At 60.8% G+C, this 24,774-nt stretch carries 23 protein-coding genes; 18 read left to right on the forward strand and 5 right to left on the reverse strand.

Annotation, left to right across the window (positions count from 1 at the left end):
* The first annotated feature begins 39 nt into the window (after window positions 1-39).
* The 11 genes from ffh (at window position 40) to V6607_RS05890 (ending at window position 13,672) form a co-directional block, all read left to right on the forward strand.
* Window positions 40-1,416, forward strand: coding sequence for a signal recognition particle protein (ffh, locus tag V6607_RS05840; RefSeq protein ID WP_003209589.1), 1,377 nt, complete (start codon window positions 40-42; stop codon window positions 1,414-1,416).
* Window positions 1,417-1,666: 250 nt separating this feature from the next.
* Window positions 1,667-1,918 carry a 30S ribosomal protein S16 gene (gene rpsP, locus V6607_RS05845; RefSeq protein ID WP_003209587.1) on the forward strand — a complete coding sequence of 84 codons (252 nt, stop codon included), beginning with the start codon at window positions 1,667-1,669 and terminating at the stop codon, window positions 1,916-1,918.
* 5 nt (window positions 1,919-1,923) lie between these two features.
* Complete coding sequence (gene rimM / locus V6607_RS05850) at window positions 1,924-2,460, forward strand: ribosome maturation factor RimM (RefSeq protein ID WP_003175898.1); 537 nt, start codon at window positions 1,924-1,926, stop codon at window positions 2,458-2,460.
* A gap of 43 nt (window positions 2,461-2,503) precedes the next feature.
* Window positions 2,504-3,214, forward strand: coding sequence for a tRNA (guanosine(37)-N1)-methyltransferase TrmD (trmD, locus tag V6607_RS05855; RefSeq protein WP_231988895.1), 711 nt, complete (start codon window positions 2,504-2,506; stop codon window positions 3,212-3,214).
* 45 nt (window positions 3,215-3,259) lie between these two features.
* Complete coding sequence (gene rplS / locus V6607_RS05860; protein ID WP_003175895.1) at window positions 3,260-3,610, forward strand: 50S ribosomal protein L19; 351 nt, start codon at window positions 3,260-3,262, stop codon at window positions 3,608-3,610.
* A 362-nt stretch (window positions 3,611-3,972) separates the two neighbouring features.
* Window positions 3,973-4,869: a site-specific tyrosine recombinase XerD gene (xerD, locus tag V6607_RS05865; RefSeq protein ID WP_134325812.1), complete on the forward strand. Its 897-nt coding sequence runs from the start codon at window positions 3,973-3,975 to the stop codon at window positions 4,867-4,869.
* Between the two features lie 154 nt (window positions 4,870-5,023).
* Window positions 5,024-5,755: a bifunctional protein-disulfide isomerase/oxidoreductase DsbC gene (gene dsbC, locus V6607_RS05870; protein WP_003209582.1), complete on the forward strand. Its 732-nt coding sequence runs from the start codon at window positions 5,024-5,026 to the stop codon at window positions 5,753-5,755.
* A gap of 126 nt (window positions 5,756-5,881) precedes the next feature.
* On the forward strand, window positions 5,882-7,186 hold the full coding sequence (locus V6607_RS05875; protein WP_003209580.1) for a homoserine dehydrogenase: 1,305 nt from the start codon (window positions 5,882-5,884) through the stop codon (window positions 7,184-7,186).
* A 67-nt stretch (window positions 7,187-7,253) separates the two neighbouring features.
* The gene (gene thrC, locus V6607_RS05880) at window positions 7,254-8,663 is read left to right on the forward strand and encodes a threonine synthase (protein ID WP_003209579.1); all 1,410 of its coding nucleotides are present in this window, start codon (window positions 7,254-7,256) and stop codon (window positions 8,661-8,663) included.
* Window positions 8,664-8,772: 109 nt separating this feature from the next.
* The gene (locus tag V6607_RS05885; RefSeq protein WP_134325813.1) at window positions 8,773-12,354 is read left to right on the forward strand and encodes a transporter substrate-binding domain-containing protein; all 3,582 of its coding nucleotides are present in this window, start codon (window positions 8,773-8,775) and stop codon (window positions 12,352-12,354) included.
* Between the two features lie 73 nt (window positions 12,355-12,427).
* The gene (locus V6607_RS05890; protein ID WP_134325814.1) at window positions 12,428-13,672 is read left to right on the forward strand and encodes an EAL domain-containing response regulator; all 1,245 of its coding nucleotides are present in this window, start codon (window positions 12,428-12,430) and stop codon (window positions 13,670-13,672) included.
* On the opposite strand, the gene V6607_RS05895 is transcribed toward V6607_RS05890, so the two are convergent.
* Window positions 13,641-14,294 (reverse strand): response regulator transcription factor, encoded by a 654-nt coding sequence (locus V6607_RS05895; RefSeq protein WP_003209573.1) that lies wholly within the window; start codon window positions 14,292-14,294, stop codon window positions 13,641-13,643. The two genes, V6607_RS05890 and V6607_RS05895, sit on opposite strands and share 32 nt — an antisense overlap.
* Before the next feature lie 150 nt (window positions 14,295-14,444).
* A complete protein-coding gene (locus V6607_RS05900; RefSeq protein ID WP_003209572.1) occupies window positions 14,445-14,645 on the reverse strand; it encodes a hypothetical protein in 201 nt (66 codons plus the stop codon).
* Between the two features lie 302 nt (window positions 14,646-14,947).
* On the opposite strand from V6607_RS05900, the gene V6607_RS05905 reads away from it, so the two are divergent.
* Entirely contained in the window at window positions 14,948-15,232 is a 285-nt protein-coding gene (locus V6607_RS05905; RefSeq protein WP_003209570.1) for a DUF3509 domain-containing protein, read from the forward strand.
* Window positions 15,233-15,403: 171 nt separating this feature from the next.
* Here the strand turns inward: V6607_RS05905 and V6607_RS05910 are convergent, their stop codons facing one another.
* Window positions 15,404-16,282 (reverse strand): TIGR02285 family protein, encoded by an 879-nt coding sequence (locus V6607_RS05910; protein ID WP_134325815.1) that lies wholly within the window; start codon window positions 16,280-16,282, stop codon window positions 15,404-15,406.
* Window positions 16,282-17,481: a CaiB/BaiF CoA-transferase family protein gene (locus V6607_RS05915; protein WP_134325816.1), complete on the reverse strand. Its 1,200-nt coding sequence runs from the start codon at window positions 17,479-17,481 to the stop codon at window positions 16,282-16,284. The genes V6607_RS05910 and V6607_RS05915 overlap by 1 nt, the downstream gene beginning before the upstream one ends.
* Window positions 17,482-17,626: 145 nt before the next feature.
* Here V6607_RS05915 and V6607_RS05920 point away from each other — a divergent pair, with 145 nt between their 5' ends.
* From V6607_RS05920 to V6607_RS05945, 6 genes are all read left to right on the forward strand, one after another.
* Window positions 17,627-18,169: a YaeQ family protein gene (locus V6607_RS05920; protein ID WP_003209567.1), complete on the forward strand. Its 543-nt coding sequence runs from the start codon at window positions 17,627-17,629 to the stop codon at window positions 18,167-18,169.
* A gap of 186 nt (window positions 18,170-18,355) precedes the next feature.
* Window positions 18,356-20,065, forward strand: coding sequence for a single-stranded-DNA-specific exonuclease RecJ (gene recJ / locus V6607_RS05925; RefSeq protein WP_008438230.1), 1,710 nt, complete (start codon window positions 18,356-18,358; stop codon window positions 20,063-20,065).
* 151 nt (window positions 20,066-20,216) lie between these two features.
* On the forward strand, window positions 20,217-21,323 hold the full coding sequence (locus V6607_RS05930; protein ID WP_003209564.1) for an NADH:flavin oxidoreductase/NADH oxidase: 1,107 nt from the start codon (window positions 20,217-20,219) through the stop codon (window positions 21,321-21,323).
* 192 nt (window positions 21,324-21,515) lie between these two features.
* The gene (locus tag V6607_RS05935) at window positions 21,516-22,016 is read left to right on the forward strand and encodes an ATP-binding protein (RefSeq protein ID WP_032899788.1); all 501 of its coding nucleotides are present in this window, start codon (window positions 21,516-21,518) and stop codon (window positions 22,014-22,016) included.
* A complete protein-coding gene (locus tag V6607_RS05940) occupies window positions 22,000-22,536 on the forward strand; it encodes a GNAT family N-acetyltransferase (RefSeq protein ID WP_102605530.1) in 537 nt (178 codons plus the stop codon). Before V6607_RS05935 ends, V6607_RS05940 begins: the two co-directional genes overlap by 17 nt.
* A gap of 197 nt (window positions 22,537-22,733) precedes the next feature.
* Window positions 22,734-22,919: a hypothetical protein gene (locus V6607_RS05945; RefSeq protein WP_003209560.1), complete on the forward strand. Its 186-nt coding sequence runs from the start codon at window positions 22,734-22,736 to the stop codon at window positions 22,917-22,919.
* Between the two features lie 45 nt (window positions 22,920-22,964).
* On the opposite strand, the gene V6607_RS05950 is transcribed toward V6607_RS05945, so the two are convergent.
* Entirely contained in the window at window positions 22,965-24,590 is a 1,626-nt protein-coding gene (locus tag V6607_RS05950; protein ID WP_102368202.1) for a glucan biosynthesis protein D, read from the reverse strand.
* Between the last annotated feature and the right edge of the window lie 184 nt (window positions 24,591-24,774).

A 24,774-nucleotide genomic window follows, 5' to 3' on the forward strand; every position in this document is an offset into this window, starting at 1 on the left:
ACAATGCATTTCGATGAATAGGGCCTGAAAGGATCGCGCATGTTTGAAAATCTGACTGACCGTCTCTCGCAGACGCTGCGCCATGTCACCGGCAAGGCCAAGCTGACCGAGGACAATATTAAAGACACCCTGCGTGAAGTGCGCATGGCGTTGCTGGAAGCCGACGTCGCCTTGCCGGTGGTGAAGGACTTCGTCAACTCGGTCAAAGAGCGCGCGGTCGGCACCGAAGTGTCCCGCAGCCTGACGCCGGGCCAGGCCTTTGTGAAGATCGTCCAGGCCGAACTCGAAAGCCTGATGGGCGCGGCCAACGAAGATTTGAACCTCAGCGCCGTGCCGCCAGCCGTTGTGCTGATGGCCGGTCTGCAAGGTGCGGGCAAGACCACCACCGCCGGCAAACTGGCGCGCTTCCTTAAAGAGCGCAAGAAGAAGTCGGTGATGGTGGTGTCTGCCGACGTTTACCGCCCGGCGGCTATTAAACAGCTGGAAATGCTCGCGGGCGAAGTGGGCGTGACCTTCTTCCCGTCCGACCTGAGCCAGAAACCGGTCGATATCGCCCAGGCGGCTATTAAAGAAGCCAAGCTGAAATTCATCGACGTGGTCATCGTCGATACCGCCGGTCGCCTGCACATCGACGAAGAGATGATGGGCGAGATCAAGGCGCTGCATGCCGCGATCAACCCGGTAGAAACCCTGTTCGTGGTCGATGCCATGACCGGCCAGGATGCGGCCAATACCGCCAAGGCCTTTGGTGATGCACTGCCGCTGACCGGTGTGATCCTGACCAAGGTCGACGGCGATGCCCGTGGCGGTGCCGCCTTGTCGGTACGCGCCATTACCGGCAAGCCGATCAAGTTCATCGGTATGGGCGAGAAGAGCGAAGCGCTCGAGCCGTTCCACCCTGAGCGGATCGCCTCGCGTATCCTCGGCATGGGCGACGTGCTCAGCCTGATCGAGCAAGCGGAAGCGACCCTCGACAAGGACAAGGCCGACAAGCTGGCTAAAAAGCTGAAGAAGGGCAAGGGCTTCGACCTCGAAGACTTCCGCGACCAGCTGCAGCAGATGAAGAACATGGGCGGCCTCGGCGGCCTGATGGACAAGCTGCCGAACATCGGCGGCGTGAACCTGGCGCAAATGGGCAATGCCCAGGGCGCGGCAGAGAAGCAATTCAAGCAGATGGAAGCCATCATCAATTCCATGACCCCGGCCGAGCGCCGCGACCCTGAGCTGATCAGCGGTTCGCGCAAACGTCGGATCGCCATGGGTTCCGGCACCCAGGTGCAGGACATCGGTCGCTTGATCAAGCAACACAAGCAGATGCAGAAGATGATGAAGAAATTCTCCGCAAAAGGCGGAATGGCCAAGATGATGCGCGGCATGGGCGGTATGTTGCCCGGCGGCGGCATGCCGAAAATGTAAAGAATTCGAGCAGAAGTTCGCTTCTGCTCCGACCCGCAGGGATGCGGGATCTCCAGCAAACCCGCCATTGGCGGGAGCTGACTTGCCGTTTTAACCGACGGCTCTATAGCAGATCTGAATGGCACGCTGATAGGCGCCAGAAAAAGACATTTGCAAAAGTCCGGATATTCCTTAGAATATGCGGCCTTTCGGGCACCTATGCCCGCTGTGCATTTAGATTTGCAGCACCGACTACAGGAACGATGTTCACATGCTAACAATCCGTCTTGCCCTTGGCGGCTCCAAAAAGCGCCCGTTTTACCACTTGACCGTAACTGACAGCCGCAACCCACGTGACGGCTCTCACAAGGAACAAGTTGGCTTCTTCAACCCGATCGCTCGTGGTCAAGAAGTCCGTCTGTCCGTGAACCAAGAGCGCGTAGCCTACTGGCTGAGCGTTGGTGCACAACCTTCTGAGCGCGTTGCTCAGTTGTTGAAGGATGCATCTAAGGCTGCGGCCTGAGCAATATGAACGCGACGCCAGCGGTAGCTGATGATTTGATCGTTATCGGCAAGATTTATTCTGTTCATGGCGTTCGCGGCGAAGTGAAGGTGTATTCCTTTACTGATCCGACTGAAAACCTGTTGCAGTACAAGACCTGGACGCTCAAGCGCGAAGGTAGTGTGAAACAGGTAGAGCTGGTCAGTGGACGCGGGAGCGACAAGTTCCTGGTCGCAAAGCTCAAGGGTCTTGATGATCGTGAAGAAGCTCGTCTTCTGGCCGGTTATGAGATCTGCGTGCCGCGCAACCTGTTCCCTGAATTGACCGACGGCGAGTACTACTGGTACCAGCTGGAAGGTCTGAAGGTCATTGATCAACTCGGGCAATTGCTCGGGAAAATCGATCATCTTCTGGAAACCGGCGCCAATGATGTAATGGTGGTCAAGCCTTGCGCTGGCAGCCTGGATGATCGCGAACGCCTGTTGCCCTATACCGAGCAATGCGTGTTGGCCGTCGACCTGGCAGCGGGCGAGATGAAGGTGGAATGGGACGCGGACTTCTAACGTGGCTAACCTGCGCGTTGAAGTGATCAGTTTGTTTCCCGAGATGTTTTCCGCCATCAGCGAGTACGGCATCACCAGTCGGGCGGTGAAACAGGGGCTCTTGCAGCTCACCTGTTGGAACCCGCGAGACTACACGACGGATCGACATCACACTGTGGACGATCGCCCATTTGGCGGTGGTCCGGGCATGGTGATGAAGATCAAGCCCCTGGAAGATGCGTTGGTTCAGGCCAAGGCAGCCGCCGGGGAGAAGGCGAAGGTAATTTACCTGTCCCCTCAAGGCCGTCAGCTGAATCAGTCGGCGGTACGCGAGTTGGCGAATCTGGAAGCATTAATCCTGATTGCCGGTCGCTATGAAGGCATTGACGAGCGGTTTATTGAAGCTCATGTCGATGAAGAGTGGTCGATTGGGGACTATGTCCTGTCTGGCGGCGAGCTGCCGGCGATGGTCCTGATAGATGCGGTTACACGACTGCTGCCTGGAGCTTTAGGGCATGCGGACTCCGCGGAGGAAGATTCCTTCACGGATGGTTTGCTGGATTGCCCGCACTACACCCGACCGGAGGTGTATGCGGATCAGCGTGTTCCCGACGTATTGCTAAGTGGCAATCACGCACACATCCGGCGTTGGCGTTTACAGCAGTCCCTCGGGCGGACCTATGAACGACGCGCCGATCTTCTGGAAAGCCGCTCGCTTTCTGGAGAAGAGAAGAAGCTGCTCGAGGAATACATCCTCGGGCGGGACGATAGTTAACAACGTATCGATGGTAGGTCCGACGACTTACCTTAGGAGCACAGCATGACTAACAAAATCATCCTTGCACTCGAAGCAGAGCAGATGACCAAAGAGATCCCTACCTTTGCCCCGGGCGACACCATTGTCGTTCAGGTGAAAGTGAAGGAAGGCGACCGTTCGCGTCTGCAAGCGTTCGAAGGCGTGGTAATTGCCAAGCGTAACCGTGGTGTGAACAGTGCTTTCACTGTTCGTAAAATCTCCAACGGTGTTGGCGTAGAGCGTACTTTCCAGACCTACAGCCCGCAAATCGACAGCATGGCCGTTAAACGTCGCGGTGACGTACGTAAAGCCAAGCTGTACTACCTGCGTGACCTGTCCGGTAAAGCAGCTCGCATCAAGGAAAAACTGGCTTAAGTCCAGCTTCCCGATGCAGAAAAAAGCAGCCTACGGGCTGCTTTTTTGTTGCCTGAAATTTGTCTATTTCCCCGGTACTTATTCATGACTACTCGCCTCGAAGAAATTCAGCGTCGTACTGACCTTAAAGCCGTTTTCCGCTTTTGTGGCGCGGGAGCTTGCTCCCGTTGGGCTGCGCAGCGGCCCTGAAACCGGCAATAGAAGTCTCTCTGTTGGACCTCAATGGTCAATCAGGGCCGCTTCGCGCCCCAGCGGGAGCAAGCTCCCTCGCCACAGATTATTTGCCCGCTTTCATTGATGTGTAGCGGCCCGTGCTGCGATAGGATCTACCCGACATCGCCATTTTCCCTGCTTGAGCCCTCATGTCCGCCATCGACCACCCGCAGATAGATCGCTTCCTTGACGCCCTCTGGCTGGAAAAAGGCCTGTCGGACAACACCCGCCAGGCTTACCGCAGCGACCTCACGTTGTTCAATGGCTGGCTGCAGGAGAAAAACCTCGAGCTGCTCGACGCCGGTCGTGAGCTGATTCTCGACCACCTGGCCTGGCGCCTGGAGCAAAACTACAAGCCTCGCTCTACTGCGCGTTTTCTCTCAGGCGTGCGTGGCTTCTATCGCTACCTGCTGCGGGAAAAGCTGATCGCCATCGACCCAACCCTGCAAATCGACATGCCGCAGCTGGGCCGGCCACTGCCCAAATCCCTGTCGGAAGCCGACGTCGAAGCCCTGCTCGCAGCCCCCGACCTGAGCGAAGCCATCGGCCAGCGCGACCGTGCCATGCTGGAAGTGCTGTATGCCTGCGGCCTGCGCGTCACCGAGCTGATCAGCCTGACCCTGGAACAGGTCAACCTGCGCCAGGGCGTATTGCGCGTAATGGGCAAGGGCAGCAAGGAGCGCCTGGTGCCCATGGGCGAAGAGGCGATCGTGTGGATCGAACGCTACATGCGCGACGCCCGAGCCGAGTTGCTCAACGGTCGGCCCAGCGATGTGCTGTTTCCCAGCCAGCGCGGCGAACAGATGACCCGCCAGACCTTCTGGCATCGCATCAAGCACCAGGCCAAGGTTGCCGGCATCGGCAAGTCGCTGTCGCCCCACACCCTGCGTCACGCGTTCGCCACGCATTTGCTCAACCACGGCGCAGATTTGCGCGTGGTTCAAATGCTCCTGGGCCACAGCGACTTATCCACCACCCAGATCTACACCCATGTGGCGCGGGCACGTTTGCAGGAGATGCACGCCAAGCACCATCCCCGTGGATGAAAAACACTTCGGAAAAAGCCCAATTTCCCCGCGACTGGCTGCCCTGCGGCCCAACTGTGGTAGGCTTTGCCGGTTCGCAAAGGGGACGGCCCAAACCCGTGTTTGAAGATCGGTGTTCCTGCTCCCGTCCCTGCATCTGCCTTCAGGAGTTCCCATGCGCTTGACCCAGATTTTTGCCATCGCAGCCATTGCGTTGGTCTCAACCTTTGCCGTCGCCGACGACGCCGCAGAGAAGACAATCCGCAAGAGCCTGGAAGCCCTCCAGCTCGACACCCCGATTGAAAGCATCAACGCCAGCCCGATGGCCGGCCTGTACGAAGTCAAGCTCAAGGGCAGCCGTGTGCTGTACGCCAGTGCCGATGGCCAGTACATCGTCCAGGGCTACCTGTTCCAGCTCAAAGACGGCAAGCCGGTGAACCTCACCGAGAAAGCCGAGCGCCTGGGCGTGTCCAAGCTGATCAACGGTATTCCGGTGGCTGAAACCGTGGTTTACCCGGCCATCGGCGAAACCAAGACCCACATCACCGTGTTCACCGACACCACCTGCCCGTACTGCCACAAGCTGCATGCCGAAGTGCCTGAGCTAAACAAGCTCGGCGTTGAAGTGCGCTACGTGGCGTTCCCGCGCCAGGGCCTGGGTTCGCCGGGTGACGAGCAGTTGCAAGCCGTCTGGTGTTCGGCCGACAAGAAAGCGGCCATGGACAAGATGGTCGATGGCAAGGAAATCAAGGCCGCCAAGTGCGCCAACCCGGTTTCCAAGCAGTTCGCCCTCGGCCAGTCGATTGGTGTGAACGGTACGCCGGCCATCGTTTTGGCTGACGGCCAGGTGATTCCGGGCTACCAGCCTGCGCCGCAAGTTGCCAAACTGGCACTGAACGCAAAGTAAGCACTATCGTCGAGCCTTGACGATCATGATCCGCCGACAGTTCGGCGGGTCATTAATAGAGAGCCGCAGTTGTGCGGCTGTTTTCACGGCCGACCTTGAGTCGGCCGTTTCATGGGGAGTTCTTCAGTGAAACCGGTCAAAGTAGGCATCTGTGGGTTAGGGACCGTCGGTGGCGGCACCTTCAACGTACTTCAGCGTAACGCTGAAGAAATTTCCCGCCGTGCAGGGCGTGGGATTGAAGTGGCACAAATTGCCACGCGTACGCCAAAGCCTCAGTTCCAAACGACCGGTATTGCGATTACCAACGATGTCTTCGAAGTCGCCACCAACCCTGAAATCGATATCGTCATCGAGCTGGTAGGCGGCTACACCGTGGCCCGCGAGCTGGTGCTCAAGGCCATCGAAAACGGCAAGCATGTGGTCACTGCCAACAAGGCGCTGATTGCCGTGCACGGTAACGAAATCTTCGCCAAGGCCCGCGAGAAGGGCGTGATCGTGGCGTTCGAAGCCGCCGTGGCCGGTGGTATCCCGGTGATCAAGGCGATCCGTGAAGGCCTGTCCGCCAACCGCATCAACTGGGTGGCCGGCATCATCAACGGCACCGGTAACTTCATCCTCACCGAAATGCGCGAGAAGGGCCGTACCTTCGAAGACGTGCTGGCCGAAGCCCAGGCCCTGGGTTACGCCGAAGCCGATCCGACCTTCGACGTGGAAGGCATCGACGCTGCCCACAAGCTGACCATCCTGGCGTCCATCGCCTTTGGTATCCCGCTGCAGTTCGACAAGGCCTATACCGAAGGCATCACCAAGCTGACCACCGCCGACGTGAACTACGCCGAAGCCCTGGGCTACCGCATCAAGCACCTCGGTGTGGCGCGCAGCACCCCGGCCGGTATCGAGCTGCGTGTGCACCCGACACTGATCCCGGCCGACCGCCTGATCGCCAACGTCAATGGCGTGATGAACGCCGTGATGGTCAACGGTGACGCTGCCGGTTCCACCCTGTTCTACGGCGCCGGCGCCGGCATGGAGCCGACCGCTTCCTCGGTGATCGCCGACCTGGTGGACGTGGTTCGTGCCATGACCAGCGACCCGGAAAACCGCGTACCACACCTGGCCTTCCAGCCGGACTCGCTGTCGGCCCACCCGATCCTGCCGATCGAAGCCTGCGAAAGTGCCTACTACCTGCGCATCCAGGCCAAGGATCATCCGGGCGTGCTCGCCCAGGTGGCCAGCATCCTGTCGGAGCGCGGCATCAACATTGAATCGATCATGCAGAAGGAAGTCGAAGAACAGGACGGCCTGGTGCCCATGATCCTGCTGACCCACCGTGTGCTGGAGCAGCACATCAACGACGCCATCGCCGCGCTTGAAGCGTTGCAGGGCGTGGTTGGGCCGGTGGTGCGGATTCGCGTCGAACACCTGAACTAATCGTTTTGCGGCAAGGGCCCCACGCGTTCGGCGGCCCTTGTTCAAGCATGCTCTAGAGGAGCCAGTCATGCGTTATATCAGCACCCGCGGCCAGGCACCGGCCCTGAATTTCGAAGACGTTCTGCTGGCCGGTCTGGCCACTGACGGCGGCCTGTACGTGCCGGAAAACCTGCCACGCTTTACCCAGGAAGAAATCGCTTCGTGGGCCGGCCTGCCGTACCACGAGCTGGCGTTCCGGGTCATGCGCCCGTTCGTCACCGGCAGCATCCCGGATGCGGATTTCAAGAAGATCCTGGAAGAAACCTACGGCGTGTTTTCCCACAGCGCCATTGCCCCGTTGCGCCAACTGAACGGCAACGAATGGGTCCTGGAGCTGTTCCACGGCCCGACCCTGGCGTTCAAGGATTTCGCCCTGCAACTGCTGGGTCGCCTGCTGGACTATGTGTTGGAAAAACGCGGTGAGCGCGTGGTGATCATCGGCGCTACTTCCGGTGATACCGGCTCGGCGGCGATCGAAGGCTGCAAGCACTGCGAAAACGTCGACATCTTCATCCTGCACCCGCACAACCGCGTGTCGGAAGTGCAGCGTCGGCAGATGACCACGATCTTCGGCGAGAACATCCACAACATCGCCATCGAAGGCAACTTCGATGACTGCCAGGAAATGGTCAAGGCCAGCTTCGCCGACCAGAGCTTCCTCAAGGGCACGCGCCTGGTGGCGGTGAACTCGATCAACTGGGCGCGGATCATGGCCCAGATCGTCTACTACTTCCATGCTTCCCTGCAGTTGGGCGGCCCGGCGCGTTCGGTGTCGTTCTCGGTGCCAACCGGCAACTTCGGCGACATCTTCGCCGGTTACCTGGCACGCAACATGGGCCTGCCGATCAACCAGTTGATCGTCGCCACCAACCGCAACGACATCCTGCACCGCTTCATGAGCGGCAACCAGTACGTCAAGGAAACCCTGCACGCCACACTGTCGCCGTCGATGGACATCATGGTCTCGTCGAACTTCGAACGCCTGCTGTTCGACATGCACGGTCGCAACGGTGCTGCCCTGGCCGGCCTGATGGACAGCTTCAAGCAAGGTGGCGGTTTCAGCGTCGAGCAGGAGCGCTGGACCGAAACCCGCAAGCTGTTCGACTCCCTGGCGGTGGACGACGCAGAAACCTGCGAGACCATCGCCGAAGTCTACGCCCAGACCGGCGAGCTGCTGGACCCGCACACCGCCATTGGCGTCAAGGCCGCGCGCGAATGCCGCCGCAGCCTGGACATCCCGATGGTGATTCTCGGCACCGCGCACCCGGTCAAATTCCCGGAAGCGGTAGAGAAGGCCGGGGTTGGCAAGGCGCTGGAATTGCCGCCGCACCTCACCGACCTGTTTGAGCGTGAAGAGCGTTGCACGGTATTGGCCAATGACCTGAAAGCGGTACAGGCGTTTGTCAGCCAGCATGGCAATCGCGGCAAGCCACTCTGAGCCAACGGCTTTGCGTGGTGGATCAAGCCCGTCTTCGTGACGGGCTTTTTCATTCTGGCGAGCCATACTTGCGCGGCGACCAACAAGAATAATCAAGGAAACCCAACCGGTGTATTTATCGACCCGAGCACACGCGTGGCTGGCATGTGTGCTGCTGCTTGGCCATGGTTCGGCAAGCCTCGCGGCTGTCAGCCTGCCGTTCAAGCTGGTGCCGGCGTTCATTGCCCTGGAGCCCATGCCCCTGACGGTCAGCGAGCAGCAATGGCTGGCGGCCCATCGGCCACTGAGAGTGGGCATTTCGATTGATGACTATCAGCCGATCGATATCACCCGCGACCGCAATCGCTACCAGGGCATCAGCGCCGATTACCTGAGCCTGATCGGCGCGCGTCTGCATGCACCGATGCAAGTCCTGGGTTTTGCCGAGCGGGCGCAGGCGGTGGAGGCCCTGCGGAGCGGCGCCATCGATATTCTCACCAGTGCCAACGGTTACGAGCGTGATGTGTCGGGGTTGCGCTTTACCGAAGACTACATGCCGGACCGCTCGGTGGTGGTCGTGCGCCGGGATGACAGCACCCAGAACGAGGACCTCAAGGACAAGAAGCTGGTGTTGCTGGACGGTTACGCCAACGTCAAGAACGTCCATCAGGCGTATCCCGGCAGCCACATCATGCTGGCACCGAATCTCTACAGTGGCCTCGAAGCGCTGAAGCAAGGTGATGCCGATGCGTTTATCGGCAACGAAGTGATCGTGCGCGCCTATAAATCGCTACGGCCCTACCTGGGCTTGCAGATCAAGGTGGAAAGCCGGCTGGCGCCCATCGGCTTTGCCTTTGCCACGCGGGAGGCCGACCCGCTGTTGGGGACGCTGATGGACCGGGCGCTGGCGAGTATTGATGAGTCTGTGCGGCGGGAGATCCTTGCGCGCTGGACCACCGGACTGGGGGTGGGCATTGCCGCCGAGCGCATCGCCTTGTCGGCCCCGGAGCGGGCCTGGGTACTTCAGCATCCGCATGTGGTGGTGGCGTCCCAGCAACTGTCTCCCTATGTATTCAAGGACAAGGACGGCCAGTGGGTGGGGCTGAATGTGGACTTGCTCAACCGCATTTCACGCATGACCGGCCTGCAGTTCGTGATGGAGGAAGTGTCCTCCACGGCACAGACCCTGGGGTTGCTGGAAACGGGCAGGGCGGACATGAACACCACCCTGGCCGAAAATCAGGAGCGCAAGGCCTTTCTCGATTTCAGCCATGGGTTCGGGGGCTCAGGCTGGGTGTTTATCCAGCGCGCTGACGCACCGCCAGTGGCCAGTTTGAGCGAGCTTTCAGGCAAGGTGCTGGCGCTGCCGGCACGCCATGTCCTGGAGGGGTACATTCGTCGCGAGCACCCCGGGATCAAGCTGCAATCGGTGGATAACTACGTCCAGGCCCGGGAGCTGGTAACGCAGGGGCGCGCGGCGGCGACTATCCAGAGTGAAGTGGAAGTGCAGAGTTACCCGGCCGATGAGTTGCGCATCGGCCGCAGTGTCGAGGGCAAGTGGTCGGCCAACAGCCTGTCGGTGCGCAAGGATCAACCGGAACTGCTGAGCATTTTGAACAAGGCGCTGGAAGCGCTGCCGGTCGCGGAGCTGAGCGCCCTGCGTTTGCGTTGGCTGGGGAGCGTACCCGTCCCGGTGCCGGCCTGGCAGCGTGTGCCGCCATGGGCCTACTGGACGGTCGCCATGGCGCTGCTGTTTGTGCTGGTGTCCCTGGCCTGGAACAGCCGGCTCAAGCGCCAGATTCGCCAGCGCCTCCAGGCCGAGCAGCGGCTCAACGACCAGTTGGCGTTCAAGCGCGCGCTGCTGGACGGCATGCCCAACCCGGTATTCGTGCGTGATCTGGAAGGACGCCTGGTGACCTGCAACACCAGCTATGAACAACAGTTGAACACCCGGCGCGAGCAGATCCAGGGCCTGACGCTGATGGAAAGCGGGCTGATGCCTGACGCTACGGCCGCGCGCCTGCATGCCGGCCACATGGAGCAATTGGCGAGCCAGCAGTCGCTGTTCGTCGACCGGCAGCTGGAGTTCAATGGCGGGGCGTTTCATGTGTATCAGTGGACGGTGCCGTTCTTCGACGCCAAGGGCCAGCTCCAGGGTTTGCTCGGTGGCTGGGTCGATATCAACGAGCGCAAGGTCCTGGAGCTCCAGCTGATGGATGCGCGGCAGGCCGCTGACGAAGCGAACTACGCAAAAAGCGCGTTTCTCTCGACCCTGAGCCACGAGATTCGCACGCCGATGACCGCCATTATCGGTCTGCTCGAGCTGGAGCAGGAGCGTGCCCAGGCTGAAGGCAAGCCAGTGTCTGAAGCCCTGCGAGTGGCCCATCGCTCGGCGCGTGAGTTGATCGCCCTGATGGGCGACAGCCTCGACCTGGCCAAGATTGAAGCCGGTCATCTGCAACTGGCGCCGCAGGCCACTGACTTGAAAGGTTTTTTCGAGGGCATACAGCGCTTGTTCGAACCCATGGCGCAGAAAAAGGGCCTTCACCTGACCCTGGCATTCGACCCGAGCGCGCAAGGGTATTACTGGTTCGACCCGCTGCGCCTGCGTCAGGTTATCCATAACCTGTTGGGCAACGCGCTCAAGTTCACCTCGCGCGGCGAGGTTCGGGTCAGTGTTGTGCGCAAGCTTGACCCGGCGGGGGCCGAATATTTGCACCTGTGTGTGGAGGACAGCGGGCCGGGCATTGGCGTCGAGCAGCAGGCGCGAGTGTTCAAGCCGTTTATCCAGGTCAGCGCGCGGACGGCTGCCGAGCACGGCGGCACGGGACTGGGCTTGAGCATCTGCCAGCAACTGGTGGAATTGATGGGAGGCAGCATCACCCTGAGCAGCGTGGTGGGAGAGGGCACGGTGGTGTGCATCGACCTGTACCTGGATCGGGTCAGCAGCGACGACGTGCCAGCATCTGCCGGTGTACCGCTGCTGGTGGCCGGCCGCAACCTGTCGGTGTTGGTGGTGGATGACCTGCCGGCCAATCGGCTGGTGCTGGTTCAGCAGTTGCAGTTCCTGGGTCATCAAGTAGTGGCCGTCGACTCGGCCGAAGCGGCCTTGCAGCGTTGGCATCATGAGGTGTTTGACGTCATGGTCACCGATTGCAATATGCCGGGCATGTCCGGCTACGCCTTGAGTGAGGCCATCCGCCGGCTTGAAGCACAGGAGCAACGGCCACGCCTGGCGCTGGTGGGTTGCACGGCGAATGCCCTGGATGATGAACAGCAGCGCTGCCGGGAGTCGGGAATGGATGAACTGCTGGTCAAGCCCGTGACCCTTGAGCACTGGACGCGTGTGCTCGCCCGCGTCGTGCCTGCACGCTCTTTCAGCATCCAGACCCTGCGCACCATGACCCAGGCCGACGGACCGGTTTTGCAGCGGATGCTGCAGGAGCTGGCGAGGAGCCTTGAGCAGGAGCATAACCTGATGGCCTCCGCCATGGCGGACCACGACCAGGTCCGGCTGGCCGCCTCGCTGCACCGCCTGAAGGGCATATGCTGCCTGGTGGATGCGCTGCCGCTGGCCAAGGCCTGTGTGGCGCTGGAAGGGTGTATTCGGGAGCAGCGCAACGCTGAGGTTGAACTGCATTGGTTAGCGCTGCGCGAAGCATTGATCGAATTCCAGGTCGAGCTTGAGGCTTATCTGGACCCGTCCGAATAAGACATGTCCTATGGGGAAGGCGCGGGGTTTTTATTAGTCTGTGCACCCTCGCTTCTCCCCGGTAACGTTTTTCATGCGCTCCCTCAACGTCCTGATCCTCGAAGATAACCCGTTCCAACTGATGGCCCTGCATCAGATGCTCAACGCCAACGGCGTATTCAATGTACGCACGGCCGAAACGGTCGACGCCGCTCGCCAGTCACTGGAGAGCAAGGGCGCGGTGGACATCGCGATTTGCGATCTGTACCTGGAGCAGGGTGATGGCCTTGAGCTGATTCGGGAAATGGCCGAGCGCCGCCAGGCTCAGGTATTGATCCTGCTGAGCAACGCCGAGCCGGATGTGCTGGAAGGCGTGGCGCACATGGCCCGACAGTTGGGACTCAACGTGCTCGGCTGCCTGCCCAAACCGGCGTCGGCAACGCTGATCGGGAAAGTCCTCGAGGCGTGCCGGGAACGCTTGCGGCCCGGGCCGCCGGTGGTGTCCTGGGAGCGGGTGCGCCAGTTGCTGGACTTGAGCGAATCCGAGCAGTTGCCGCCTTCGGCGGATCTGAGCCAGGTCGCTATCGCCCGCTGCGGCACGGTCTGGTATCAGCCCATTGTCAGCCAGGCGGGCGTGTTGCAAGGTGTCGAAGCGCTGGCCCGCTGGCAGCTTCCTGACGGCGAGTTGCTGTTGCCTGACGCGTTTCTGCCGGTGCTGGAGTTTGCCGGAATGGAAGAGGCGTTTACCTGGCACGTGCTGGAACAAGCGCTGGGCCAGGCGGCACACGTCATGCGCGAAACCGGGCAGGTGCTGCCGGTGGCGGTGAATATCCCGGGGCGGATGCTGGAGCGTCCGCACTTTCCCCAAGTGCTGCAAGGCTTGCTGCAACTTCACGGCGTGCCCGCCCGTGGCCTGACCCTGGAACTGGTGGAAACCTCGCGCCTGAACACCGACAGCGCCCACGTCACCGGCTTGCTGCGTTTGCGGATGATGGGGTGCAAGCTGTCCATCGGTGATTTCGGCGTGGGCGGCACCAGCCTGCAACGCTTGCTGGAATTGCCCTTCAGCGAATTGAAGATCCCGCCGGCGTTTGCCAGCGGCATGGCCAGGGACGATCGCAAGGCGGCAGTGGTTGCTGGCGCCATGAGCATGGCGAGGCGACTGGGTGTGGGTGTGGTGGTGACCGGGGTTGAAAGCGCCGCCGACTATCACGCGGTAAGTGAACTGGGGGCTGCGTGGTTGCAAGGCTGCTTTATCGCCGGCCCCATGGACGCCGAGGCGCTGAAGCAGTGGATCGCGTTTCAGGCTAGGCCAGCCCGTGTTCCTGCACATAGATAAACAGCGCGGCGTCGTTGCTCAGGCCCAGCTTGCGCATGGCGCTGACCTTTTGTGCACTGACGGTTTGCTTGCTGCGATGAAGATTCGCGGCGATCTCGCCTACCGTCAGGCCGCCGGCCAGCAGGCGGATGACTTCCAGTTCACGGGGTGATAGTTGATCCTGGGAGTGCACACGCTCGACGCCTGCCAGGTTCAGTGACTGACTGATGGTCTGGGCCACATAACGTCGCTGCTGGCGCACCTGACGGATTGCTTCAGGCAATTCGTCTGCGAGACTGGCCTTGCTCAGCAGGCCCATGACACCCAACTCCAGGATGGCGTGGAACAGGCCGGCGTTGTTCAGCATGGTCACCACCACGATGGGCAGGCCCGGGTGATGCCGGCGCAGTTGTTCGATCAGGCGCAAGCCGTCGGCCTGGGGCTCGGCGGGCATCATGAAGTCGGTCACCAGAATGTCGCAGGCACAACGTTGCAGCAGTTCGCCAAGGGCCTGGGGTGAGTTGGCTTCACCGACGATGGTTAGCCTCTCGTCACGTTCCAGGACCGCCCGCAGACCGATGAGGAAAATCGGGTGGTCGTCGGCGAGGACGATGCGCAATGGCTTGTCAGACGTTTCGTTCAATACAGGCTCCCGGGGTAATTCGGGGATTCTAGCCTGTTAACGCAGGAGAGAGTCTGAAGGTGCGGTTTACAAAGGTGTAAAAAACGCCGCGTCCCCGTCCGTGGGGCAGCGGCGTTTTTCGTTTCTGGCAGGCCCGGCCGGAGTGATCGTTTAGGCGAGTAGTTTCTGAGCCACTGCCATTACGGTTCCGACAGCCGTGAAGAAGCCGATGGCGATACCAACGGGATACCAGAAATTCTCTCGGGTTATCTTGTGGGATTCTGCGTTTAGCTTGCGTTGCTCAGCATAAATTCTGGATATGTCGGCGTGAATCTTCTCTAGTATTGCCTGCTCTTTTTCGTGTTCCAGCATGGTCTTCGTCCTTCGCAACGGGGCCTTTTGGTATGCGCTGTTTATCGATGTGCCGGCATGATCAGCACTCACCGAGTATAGGATTCACCCTCGGCATCAGCGCCAAAACGGCAACTCATTGAGTAAGCAGTTATGTGCTGCCGTTTTTTGCTTGTCATGTTGCAAGCGCATGCTGGACACGTCATCCCCCGGCAACCCTTGAAAGACGAAAAAGCGAACTTTCCTACGACGCAAATAGTCACTTAGGATAGATGCAGCTCCCGTTTACACGATTGTTTCCGAACTATTGAGTGGTGATCGAGATGGAAAGTATCAGCCTATTGCTCGGTGAAGCACTGAGCCCTTATCAGGTCACGCTGACCACTTCGGGTGTGCAGGGCGAATGCCTGGTGACCGTAAAGAATCCGGCCGGTGCCATCGTGGTCGAACGAGAAGTCGACCAGGCACAATTGACCGACAAGCGTGCATTGGTGGATGTGGTGGACTGTTTGCACCGCGACTTGATGATTGCCGAAGGACGCCTGGAACCCTCGGTCATGGCGGCCCTGCGCAATGCGGCCCTGACTCGGCCGATTGCCTGCGCATGAAGATTTATTTTTGTTGGGAACCTTCCTACGGCAAGGTGAGTCAGATTTTGTAACAGCGAGATCAAGCATTGTGCTCCGGTGCTTGTGGCTCGTTGTTACTGGTCTTTTTAGGCCCTTATTAACCCCGAGTTGTCTCCCCACTGCTCGGGGTTTCTTTTTGCCTGCGATTTGTCATGGGCTCGGGGCATCCTGGAAAAACGTCGGGTGGTCTTGCAGGTATTGCTCACGCATGACCGGGTCGAGCCATGAGGCGTAGGACTGTCGCAGTTGCTCCTGCGGGATCTCGCGCAGCACCTGATTGATCCGCTCGATAGCCGTGCGGCCTGAGGCGTTATCCGTGCAGGCAATCCGGGTCAGTTGATAGGGCGGGGTGCCTTTGATGGGGTAGAAGATCAGCTCCTGTGGATCAATGCCTTGTTGCAGCGCCTGGTAGCGCACTTCTGTCCAGTAACCCAGCACCGCTTCCAGCCGCCCCTTTCGTTGCATCTGCAGCAGGCTGCCGAGGGCGTCATTGCCGTAATGTGGCGCCAGTTTGTGAGCACTGGTGTGCTTCAGCGCTTCATCGATGATGGCGCCGTAGCTGCGTTCGGCGATGATGCCAAGGCGCGCATCCCGTGCATTCAAAAATGCCTCCAGGTCGAACAGTCCATCCACCACAAACGGCGCCAGCAGCGCCCGCTGACCCTGGCGGATCGTCACCCCGTTGCTCACGGCCGCGAAGGCCTGGGCGGAAAACACGATGGTTTTAGCGCGCTCCGCCGTCCACAGCAGGGACGGGTCGCAGGTAAGCGTGCCGGGGTCGCGGAGCATCTGCATGCCGCGCGCGCGGTTCACGTGGAGGATCTGATGTCGATACTCCGGCATGTGTTCGGCGAGTATCGGCAGCAGTTGGTCGAGTGCGCCCTGGCCTTTTTGCGGGCCTTCGAAAATCGTCACTGGCGGCAGGTCACGCAACAGCCAGGTCAGGGTTTCCTGGGCCTGGCTCGACAGTGGCCAAGTCCCGAGCAGTGAACCCAGGAGGCAGAGTCGAATGATGAAGCGCCGGCCCATCAGATCGCGCCGTTCTCACGCAGGCGGGCAACGGCGGCCGCGTCGTAGCCCAATTCAGCGAGCACCACGCTGTTGTGCTCGCCCAGCTGCGGTCCGACCCACTCACAGCTGCCCGGTGTGTCCGACAGTTTGGGCACGATGCCGGGCATCTTGAAGTCCTTGCCGCCGGGGAGCTGCGCCTTGAGGAACATCTCGCGGGCGAGAAATTGCGGGTCTCCCAGCATGTCTTGCGCGCTGTAGATACGGCTGGCGGGCACTTCGGCCTTGTTCAACTGTTCCACCACTTGCTCAAGCGGCAGCGAGTTGACCCAGCGATCAATCACCCCGTACAACTCATCGCGCCGGCTGTCGCGGCCATCGTTGCTGGCCAGTGCCGGGTCGTTGGCCAGGTCGTCGCGACCAATGGCCGACATGAAGCGCTTGAAGATCGCGTCGCCATTGGCGCCGATCTGCACATGCTTGCCATCTTTGCTGGTGTGGATCGAGGAGGGCGTGATGCCGGGCATGATGTTGCCGGTGCGCTCGCGGATAAAGCCGAACACGTCGAACTCCGGGATCATGCTCTCCATCATCGCGAAGATCGCCTCATACAGCGCCACATCCACCACCTGGCCGAGCCCGCCATTCACTTCACGATGACGCAGGGCCATCAGCGCCCCGATCACGGCCCACAACGCCGCGATCGAGTCCCCGATGGAAATCCCGGTGCGCACCGGCGGGCGGTCCTCGAAACCGGTGATGTAACGCAGGCCCCCCATGGATTCGCCCACCGCGCCAAACCCAGGCTGGTCCTTCATCGGCCCGGTCTGGCCAAAGCCTGAGAGGCGCACCATCACCAGTTTCGGGTTCAGGGCGTGCAAGGTTTCCCAGCTCAGGCCGAGCTTTTCCAGCACGCCAGGGCGAAAGTTCTCAATCAAAATGTCGGCATCCGCCAACAGTTGCTTGAGGATTGCCAGGCCGTCCGGGTGTTTCAGGTTCAGGGTCAGGGATTTCTTGTTGCGCGCCTGCACAAACCACCACAGCGAGGTGCCTTCATACAGCTTGCGCCACTTGCGCAGCGGGTCGCCGCCATCCGGGGATTCGATCTTGATCACCTCGGCGCCGAACTCGGCGCAGATGCGCGACGCAAACGGGCCGGCGATCAAGGTGCCGAGTTCGATGACTTTCAGGCCGGCAAGTGGTTTGGCGGTAAACGACATGAGGAACCTTTCGGGCAGGGCAGGGATGTGAGCCTTTTAACATAGGCGAGTGGCGCAGTGATAAGGATGATGCAGCGCAGTATTCGTTGAATCACCTCGCCATCGGTTAGACTTGCCGCCTTTCCCTGTCTCTAGAAGTCCGTTCATGGCCCAGCCGTCCACGACCTACAAGTTTGAACTCAACCTCACCGACCTTGACCGTTCGGTGTACGAGAGCGTCAAGCAGACCATCGCCCGCCACCCTTCGGAAACCGAAGAGCGCATGACCGTGCGTTTGCTGGCCTACGCGCTTTTCTACAACGAGCAGCTGTCTTTCGGTCGTGGCCTGTCAGATGTAGACGAGCCGGCGCTGTGGGAAAAAAGCCTGGATGATCGCGTCCTGCACTGGATCGAAGTCGGCCAGCCGGACGCGGACCGCCTGACCTGGTGTTCCCGCCGTACCGAACGCACGACCTTGCTGGCCTACGGCAGCTTGCGCGTCTGGGAAGGCAAAGTGGTGCCGGTGGCGAAGAACCTGAAAAACGTGAGCATCGCCGCCGTCCCCCAGGAAATCCTGGAAGTCCTGGCCAAGGACATGCCACGAGTGATCAAGTGGGACGTGATGATCAGCGAAGGCACGATCTTCGTGACCGATGACCGTGGCCAGCACGAAGTCCAGCTGGAATGGCTGGCTGGCGAGCGCGGCTGAAACGTCGATAACTGATTGGACGCTGGTCGAGTGTGGGAGCTGTCGAGCTTCAGCGAGGCTGCGATGCAGGCGCTGCGGTCTGACAGGTACACCGAGGTGATCCCATCGCAGCCTCGCTGGGGCTCGACAGCTCCTACAAGGGATCACCGCTAATTTTCAACATTAAAGAGAAGCTTCCGTCACCCCATGCGTATCGATCCTCGCCCGTTGCCCGCCGTCCTGCCATTCCTCGGTGAATTGCCACCGTTGTTGACCCGTCTCTACGCCGCACGCGGGGTGCAATCGGAAGCCGAGCTGGATAAAAGCCTGGCGCGGCTGATCCCGTATCAGCAGCTCAAGGGCATCGATGCTGCGGTGGACTTGCTGGTGACGGCCCTGGAGCAGCGCCAGCGGATCCTGATCGTGGGTGACTTCGACGCCGACGGCGCCACCGCCAGCACCGTGGGCACCCTGGGCCTGCGCTTGTTGGGTGCTGCCCACGTCGACTACCTGGTGCCCAACCGTTTCGAATACGGCTACGGCCTGACCCCGGAAATCGTCGCCGTGGCCCTGCAGCGCCAGCCACAGCTGCTGATCACCGTGGACAACGGTATCTCCAGCGTCGAAGGCGTGGCGGCCGCGAAAGCGGCGGGGCTCAAGGTGCTGGTTACCGACCACCACTTGCCGGGCGACGAACTGCCCGCAGCCGACGCCATCGTCAACCCGAACCAGCCGGGCTGTGAATTCCCCAGCAAGGCCCTGGCCGGTGTGGGCGTGATCTTCTACGTGCTGATGGCCCTGCGCGCGCGCTTGCGCAGCTTGGGTTGGTACGAGAACAAGCCGCAGCCGAATATCGGCGAACTGCTGGACCTGGTGGCCCTGGGCAGCGTGGCCGACGTGGTCCCGCTGGACGCCAACAATCGCATCCTGGTCTACCAGGGCCTGGAACGCATTCGCGCCGGTCGTGCCCGGCCGGGGATCAAGGCGATCCTCGAAGTAGCCAAGCGCGATCACGCCCGCATCACCTCCACCGACCTTGGTTTTATCCTCGGCCCGCGCCTGAACGCCGCCGGTCGCCTGGATGACATGAGCTTGGGCATCGAGTGCCTGCTCACCTCGGATTTCGCCGCCGCCCGGGAAATGGCCGCGCAACTGGACGGCATGAACCAGGACCGCAAGTCCATCGAACAAGGCATGCAGCGCGAGGCCCTGGCCCAGCTCAAGGACTTGCCGGTGGAGTCGATGCCGTATGGCTTGTGCCTGTTCGACCCGGAATGGCACCAGGGCGTGATCGGCATCCTTGCCTCGCGCATGAAAGAGCGTTACTTCCGCCCGACCATCGCCTTTGCCGACGCCGGTGACGGCCTGCTCAAGGGCTCCGGGCGCTCCGTGCCGGGTTTTCATATTCGTGACGCGCTGGCCGTGGTGGCCAGCCAGCACCCAACGCTGATCGCCAAGTACGGCGGCCACGCCATGGCGGCAGGTCTTACCTTGCCCGAGGCCAACTTCCCACTGTTCGCCGAGGCCTTTGACGCCGAAGTGCGTCGGCAACTGCGCGAAGAAGACCTGACGGGCCGGCTGCTGTCCGACGGCACCCTGGCGGTTGAAGAGTTTCACCTGGAACTGGCCCGCGCCCTGCGCAACGCCGGGCCGTGGGGCCAGCATTTCCCAGAGCCGTTGTTTCACGGGGTGTTCCAACTGGTGGAGCAGCGCGTCGTCGGCGAGCGCCATCTGAAGGTGGTGCTCAAGAGCGAGTGTGGATCGGTGAAGCTCGATGGCATTGCTTTCGGCATCGACCGTGAGATCTGGCCCAACCCCACCATTCGTTGGGTGGAACTGGCCTACAAGCTCGACGTGAACGAGTTCCGTGGCCAGGAAACCGTGCAACTGATGATCGCGCATATCGAGCCGCGCTGAACCCTGTGCAATCCTCTGTTGTCGACTAGTCTCTAAGCACTGTGTGATCGGTCTTGTGACCTTGTCTTATTTCAGCCCGCCGGGGACGGGTTTTTCGTCGACCTTTCAAACAGAACCCTGGAGCCTGCCCACTGCATAAAAGAGGTGCCCCATGAGTCTGCTGCTTGAACCCTATACCCTGCGCCAACTGACCCTGCTCAACCGCATCGCCGTTTCGCCGATGTGCCAGTATTCCAGCGTCGATGGCCTGGCCAATGACTGGCACCTGGTGCACCTCGGCAGCCGTGCCGTCGGTGGCGCCGGGCTGATCTTTACCGAAGCCACCGCCGTGACTGCCGATGGCCGCATCACCGCCCAGGACCTGGGCCTGTGGAACGACGAACAGATCGAACCGCTGCAACGCATCACGCGCTTTATCAATGCCCAGGGCGCGGTGGCGGGCATTCAACTGGCCCACGCCGGGCGCAAGGCCAGCACGCACCGGCCATGGATCGGCAAGCACGGCAGCGTCAAGCCGGAAGATGGCGGCTGGGTGCCGGTGGGCCCCTCGCCGATTGCCTTCGATCCGCAGCACACTTCACCCAAGCAACTCGATGAAGGGCAGATCCAGCAAGTGATCGCTGACTTCGTCGCTGCCGCCAAGCGCGCGTTGACCGCCGGTTTCAAAGTGGCGGAAATCCATGCCGCCCATGGCTACCTGTTGCATCAATTTCTTTCGCCCCTGAGCAACCAGCGCCAGGACCAGTACGGCGGCTCGTTCGAAAACCGCATCCGCCTGGTGCTGCAAGTGACCACGGCGGTGCGTGAGGCCTGGCCGCAAGAGCTGCCGCTGTTTGTACGGGTCTCGGCCACCGATTGGGTCGAGGACGGCTGGAACCCGGATGAAACCGTCGAACTGGCGCGCCGCCTGAAAGACCTGGGCGTCGACCTGATCGACGTCTCCTCGGGTGGCACCGCGGCCAATGCGGAAATTCCTACCGGGCCCGGCTACCAGACCCGCTTTGCCGAGCGTGTGCGCAAAGAGTCGGGAATCGCCACCGGCACCGTGGGCATGATTACCGAGCCCGCCCAGGCCGAGCACATCTTGCGTACCTGTCAGGCCGATATCATTTTCCTCGCCCGTGAACTGTTGCGTGACCCGTACTGGCCACTGCATGCCGACGATGACCTGGGCGGGCGCAAAGCGACCTGGCCGGCGCAGTATCAGCGGGCTACGCATCGCGACCAGCCGATTCATGAGTCGGACTTGCGGGATTAACCTTGCGTAGGAAAACGCCTGAAGCTAATGTCGAAACTATGACTCTATTACTGAACGCCTCGATTATTCCCACCCTCCAGGAGAGGGTGGGCTGACGCGTGCTGGAAAAGCATGAAAAACCCGCCCTTGATCCGGCGGGTTTTTTATTGCCCGCCGATCACCGGCCAAGCCCTGCGACACAAGGAGAAGCTCATGTTGCACCTGATCTGCGGCAAAATCGCAGCCGGTAAATCGACCCTGACCCAGCAGTTGTCGCAAGCCCCACAGACGGTATTGATCAGCGAGGATGAGTGGCTGTCACGCCTTTATCCCGGACAGATCCAGGCTCTGGGCGACTACGTGCGCTGCACCGGCCACCTGCGCGATGCGTTGACGGCCCATATCATCTCGTTGCTCAAAGCCGGCGTCTCGGTGGTGCTGGATTTTCCCGCCAACACCCTGGCCAGTCGCCGCTGGATGCGCTCACTGTTCGAAGGCGCAGGCGCTGACCACCAATTGCATTACCTGGACGTACCGGACGAGGTCTGCAAGGCACGCCTGCGTGCGCGCAACGCGGAGGGTACCCACGCGTTCGAAACCAGTGACGCCCAGTTCGACTTGATCACCGGCTATTTCGAAGCACCGACACCTGCGGAAGGCTTCAACCTTGTTCACCATCAACCCTTGGAAGCACAGCATGTTGATCAAGCGTGACCTGACCGAAAAGGACCTGCCGTTGCTGGCGCTGATTGACCGTACCGAACGGATCGAGGCGTGCTATCGCGTGGAGCACGGGGAGTTGCTGCTGTACCCCGAGCACCACGACATGCGCGGCTGGCCCGAAGGCGAAGCGGAGCAGGATGCCGTGGCCTTGCAGGCGTGCCTGAAGCGCGGCGGGTGGCTGCACGGTGTGTTTGACGATGCAAAGCTGCTGGCGGCCGTGGTAGTGGACAACCGGGTTATCCTCAACCAGGGCCTGCGTATGCGCCAGCTCAAATTCCTGCATGTGAGCCATGGGGCCCGTGGCCTGGGCCTGGGTGGCCAGCTGTTTGCCCTGGCCTGTGAACACGCCCGCGCAGCCGGGGCCGAGGCGTTGTACGTATCGGCCACGGAATCGCGCAATACGGTGGAGTTCTATCTGCGGCTCGGCTGCCGGTTGCTCAAGCAGCCGGATCCCGAGCTGTTTCAACAGGAGCCGCACGACATCCACCTGTACCGGCCGCTTGTGGGATAACGCTGTAGGTCATTGCCCTGCAAGCGTTTTTTTAAGTGATTACTCTAAAAAAGTCCCACGCCTGGCAAGATAGTTTCTACGCTTAAGGTAAGCATGATTTCTGGCCCAGGAAATCGGCTTGTTGATCCTCGCAGGTCGCATCGCGGGATGGGGTTATGGGCAACCAGGAGCAGTTGATTGATACGAGGAGACAGTCCATGGCCAAGTCTTATGGTGTAGCGGGGGTGTTGTCGTCTTTTCTGGCCCGCAGGATGTCGCTGCGCAGCCGGCGCCTGAGTTCGGACGAAGAGCAATTGCTGGAACAGTACCGCGCCCTGACCGAGAGTGATCAGGTGGCGATGCGGTACTTGATTGGGGCGATGAAGAGTATTTCGCGGTTCTGAAGATCCCGAAGGGGCGTTCCCACGCAAGCGTGGGAACGTTCGGTATCAGGTGTACTTGCGCTTGTCTGGTGCAGGTGGGAAGTATTGGTACAGCCAGGTTTCGCTCAAGGTGCGGTCCTGGGTGCGGATGAACAGCCGCAGTTCAACCGGCTCGACGCTGTCGCTGGTCGGGTACCAGTCAAACAGAATTCGATAGCCCTTGATGGCATCCAGTACCAACACGCTGAAGTCTTTGACCTCACCATGGGAGCAGGTCACCACCGGCTCGATCCCGGTGCCTTCAGGCAGGCGATCCAGCCCGCCGCCGTTGAAGTCCACGGCAAAGCGCCGCGCCCAGACTTCGGGGTAGTGCTCGCCCGGCGCCCAACCTTCGGTGAAACCGCCCATGCCCGAACGGGTGGCATTGACCTGCGCCAGTGGCGTGCTGACCGGCGGCAGGGCGCTCCAGTAGAGCTTGTAGCCGTAGTTCAGGGATTCGCCGGCAGCGACGGGCTTCTTCGGGGTCCAGAAGGCCACGATGTTGTCCAGGGTCTCGCCGGTTGTAGGAATTTCCAGCAGATCGATAGAGCCTTCGCCCCACGCGGTTGTAGGTTCTACCCACAGGCTTGGGCGTTTGCTGTACCAGTCCACCGTGTCCTGATAGCTGGCGAACTCATGATCGGTCTGCACCAGGCCGAAGCCTTTCGGGTCGGTGTCGGCAAACGCGTTGAATTGCAGGGTAGCCGGGTTGTTCAGCGGGCGGCAGATCCACTCGCCATTGCCGCGCCACATGGCCAGGCGATCCGAGTCGTGGATTTGCGGGTGAATGGTGTCGCACATCCGCCGCTCAACGGTGCCGCAGCTGAACATGCTGGTCATCGGTGCGATGCCCAGTTGCTCGATGGCGGTACGCGCATTGATATGGGCGTCTATGGCCATTACCACCTGGTTGGCCTGGCAGTCGATATCGAAGCGATAGGCACCAGTGGCGCTCGGCGAATCCAGCAGGGCGTAGACCACGAAGCGGGTGCTGTCCTTGTCCGGGGTTTCGAACCAGAACTTGGTGAAGTCCGGGAATTCCTCGCGCTTTTTCGCGTAGGTGTCGATGGCCAGGCCGCGTGCGGAAAGGCCGTACTGGCCGGTGGAATCCACCGCACGGAAGTAGCTGGCGCCGAGGAAGGACAGCACGTCGTGGCGGTCCAGTTCCGGGGCCTTGAACAGCTTGAAGCCGGAGAAACCCAGGTCGCCGGTCAACTGCTTGGTGTCTACCGTGGTTTTTTCATAGTTGAACAGCGAAGGGCGGAAGTGCACCTCGCGGGCCTGGCGGGTTTTCGGGTCGACGCTGTACATGCGCACCGGCGTCTTGAAGCCCATGCCGACGTGGAAGAACTGCACGTCCAGTTGGCCGTTCAATTCTTTCCACAGCGAATGCTTGCCGTCGTAGCCGATGGCGTTGAAATTCTGCGGGGTCATGGTCGCCAGGGTCGGCGGCAATACCTGCTTGGTGTCCTGGTAGCGATTGCTTGCCAACTGCTTGGCCTGGATCTTCAGGGCCTCGAAATCGAAGGCCTGGGCCTCGCCATCAGCGGCGCGGTTGCCCGCCCAGGCCTGGGCGGCCAGCAGGCCACTGGCCGACAGACCGGTGTAAGCCGCGATGGCCATGGACGCTTTGAGCAAATTCCTGCGGTGCATAAATACAACCTGTCGTGAACAATCCCGCGCCGTTCCTGGCACGTGCTGGATCAAGGAAAACGGTTCGGACATGCCTTCGGCCAAACGCAACGGACATTAAACAGATGCCAAATAGCTTAAGCGGTTCGGTGCGGAAGGAAAAATGATTGATGGCGGGTTGATGGCGCTGCATATGAAACAAGAC

The organism is Pseudomonas sp. KK18, assembly GCF_037094675.1.
Taxonomy (GTDB): domain Bacteria; phylum Pseudomonadota; class Gammaproteobacteria; order Pseudomonadales; family Pseudomonadaceae; genus Aquipseudomonas.